Origin of the sequence: Finegoldia magna (assembly GCF_018371055.1) — a bacterium.
Lineage (GTDB): Bacteria > Bacillota > Clostridia > Tissierellales > Peptoniphilaceae > Finegoldia > Finegoldia magna_I.
The window spans coordinates 1-2,345 of sequence record NZ_JAGYZD010000251.1 but is presented as its reverse complement, the minus strand read 5'-3'; the positions used below and the strand labels follow the sequence as shown (position 1 = coordinate 2,345).

Sequence of the window (2,345 nt, the reverse complement as noted above, 5' to 3'; positions counted from 1 at the left end):
TTTAGCATGGACTGCTGACTACAACCACCCATCAGCAATGATGTCTCTATTCACTTCAAGTGCTAACGCAGTTAGAACTGGATGGAAGAGCGAAGAATATGATAAATTAATCAAAGACGCTGCCAAGGAAAAAGACGAAAACAAACAAGTTGAATTGTATAAGAAAGCTGAACAAATCTTAGCTGATGAAACAGTTATTATTCCAATTATATCTGGTTCTACTAATATTTATTACCAAGATTATGTAAAACATATTAACTTAAACCAATTCTCAACAGCAGGATACAAAGACACTTATTTAGAAAAAAAATAAAATAACTAGTAGCAAATGGCAGGCTGTTACAAATTACTTGTAACAGCCTACTAATTGTATATAGGAGGACTCATGTTAAAATATCTTATAAAGAGAATCTTGTACATGTTGCTAACTTTATTTATAATCACAACAGCAACATTCTTCTTGATGCATAACATTCAAGGGGATCCATTGTCTGCTATGGGTAAAACTCTTCCAGAGCAAACAATCAAAAACTACAAAGCTAGATACGGTTTGGATAAGCCAGTATCAACACAATATGCAATATTTTTAAAAAATGCATTACATGGAGACTTAGGTTCTTCATACAAATATCCAGGTAGAGAAGTTAAGGCTACAATAGCTCAAACTGCTCCAGTATCTGGAAGAATTGGTGGACAAGCCATGGTAATAGGTATTACAATTGGTATTATATTTGGTATTCTTGCGGCCTTAAACAGGGGTAAAGTGCCAGATTATATTATCAGTGTATTGGCTATTTTAGGTATTACGATACCAGTATTTATTTTGGGGGCTCTTTTACAATACGCTTTCGCAGTAAAACTAAATTGGTTTCCAACTTCAGGCTACGGAGACGAAGTAAAATATACAATACTACCATCTATCGCATTATGTTTTGGTTCTATAGCTACTTATGCTAGATATATGAGAAGTAATGTATTGGAAGTTTTGAACGAAGACTACATACTTACTGCAAAGGCAAAAGGTGTATCAGGCTTCAACGTAATTAGAAAACACGTTTTTAGAAATGCTATACTTCCTATCATCACAATTATAGCTCCACAAATCGTTGGTATTTTTACAGGATCTTTCATTATTGAAAGTATGTATTCTATACCAGGTTTAGGAAGTTACTTTGTAAACTCTATAACTGCCAGAGATTATCCTATGATTATAGGTACAACAATTTTCTATGCATTCTTGTTCTTAATCTCTCAATTAGTTGTAGATATCTTATACGGTATAGCAGATCCAAGAATTAAAATAATAGATTAGGGGATTAGTATGGAAAAAATAGATCAAAGCAAATTTCAAAGACTTTCAGATGAAGATAGAACATCTGAGTTTATAGCAAGACCTGTAGTAACATACTGGTCTGATGCTTGGAGAAGATTCAAAGAAAATAAAGCCGCTTTAGTTGCGTTTATTATATTAGTATTTTTAATTGTAATGGTTATCATCGGACCGATGTTAACAGGATATTCTCACGAACAATTAGTAGGAGAAGTAAACTTGTCGCCAAGTGGAAAATTCTGGTTCGGTACTGACGAACTTGGAAGAGATATTTTCACAAGAATTTGGAGAGGTGGTAGAATTTCCATCATAATAGGTCTTGCTGGTGCTATCATTGGTACTGTAATTGGTTCTATTTATGGTGCAGCTTCTGCATTCTTTGGTGGAAAAGTTGATACAATAATGATGAGAATTGTAGAAATTTTGATTTCTATTCCTTACCTTTTATTAGTAATCATTTTAAGATTGGCTTTAAACTCAAATGGTGTAGGAACACTTATCTTAGCCATGACTATCACTGGATGGTGTGGTCTTGCAAGACTTGTAAGAGGTCAAATTCTTTCATTAAAAGAACAAGATTATATCATGGCAGCTCGTGTATTGGGAGTAAGCAACAAAGATATCATTATCAAACACCTTATCCCAAATACTTTGAACGTAATACTTGTATCAATCTCATTTGATATTCCAGGATATATATTTGGTGAAGCTTTCTTAAGTTACTTAGGACTTGGTGTACAACCTCCAGAAACTTCTTGGGGACTTATGTGTTCACAAGCTCAACAAGTCTTCCAATTTTATCCTTATCAATTGTTTTTCCCAGCTCTAATGATCGGGTTAACAATGCTTTCATTTACTTTGTTAGGTGATGGTTTGAGAGATGCGCTTGACCCTAACCTTAGACAGTAGGAGGAAAAAACATGAGCAAGAATAAATACAAAGATGTAGACGAATTGAAAAAAGAACAAAACCTTTCAGAAGAAACATTAGTTGAAGAAACTGTAATTAATGAAAA

Annotated in this window: 2 protein-coding genes and 1 pseudogene; all 3 read left to right on the top strand. The window is 33.6% G+C overall.

Annotation, left to right across the window (positions count from 1 at the left end):
* Positions 1 to 313, top strand: a pseudogene (locus KHW44_RS08710) (peptide ABC transporter substrate-binding protein); the annotation flags it as partial.
* A 72-nt stretch (positions 314 to 385) separates the two neighbouring features.
* On the top strand, positions 386 to 1,312 hold the full coding sequence (locus KHW44_RS08705; protein ID WP_278735526.1) for an ABC transporter permease: 927 nt from the start codon (positions 386 to 388) through the stop codon (positions 1,310 to 1,312).
* Between the two features lie 9 nt (positions 1,313 to 1,321).
* Positions 1,322 to 2,239: an ABC transporter permease gene (locus KHW44_RS08700; protein WP_304068512.1), complete on the top strand. Its 918-nt coding sequence runs from the start codon at positions 1,322 to 1,324 to the stop codon at positions 2,237 to 2,239.
* Positions 2,240 to 2,345 lie beyond the last annotated feature (106 nt).

Coding starts and splice junctions, on each gene's coding strand:
- KHW44_RS08705 (WP_278735526.1), top strand. CDS start 386: ATGTTAAAATATCTTATAAAGAGAATCTTGTACATGTTGCTAACTTTA.
- KHW44_RS08700 (WP_304068512.1), top strand. CDS start 1,322: ATGGAAAAAATAGATCAAAGCAAATTTCAAAGACTTTCAGATGAAGAT.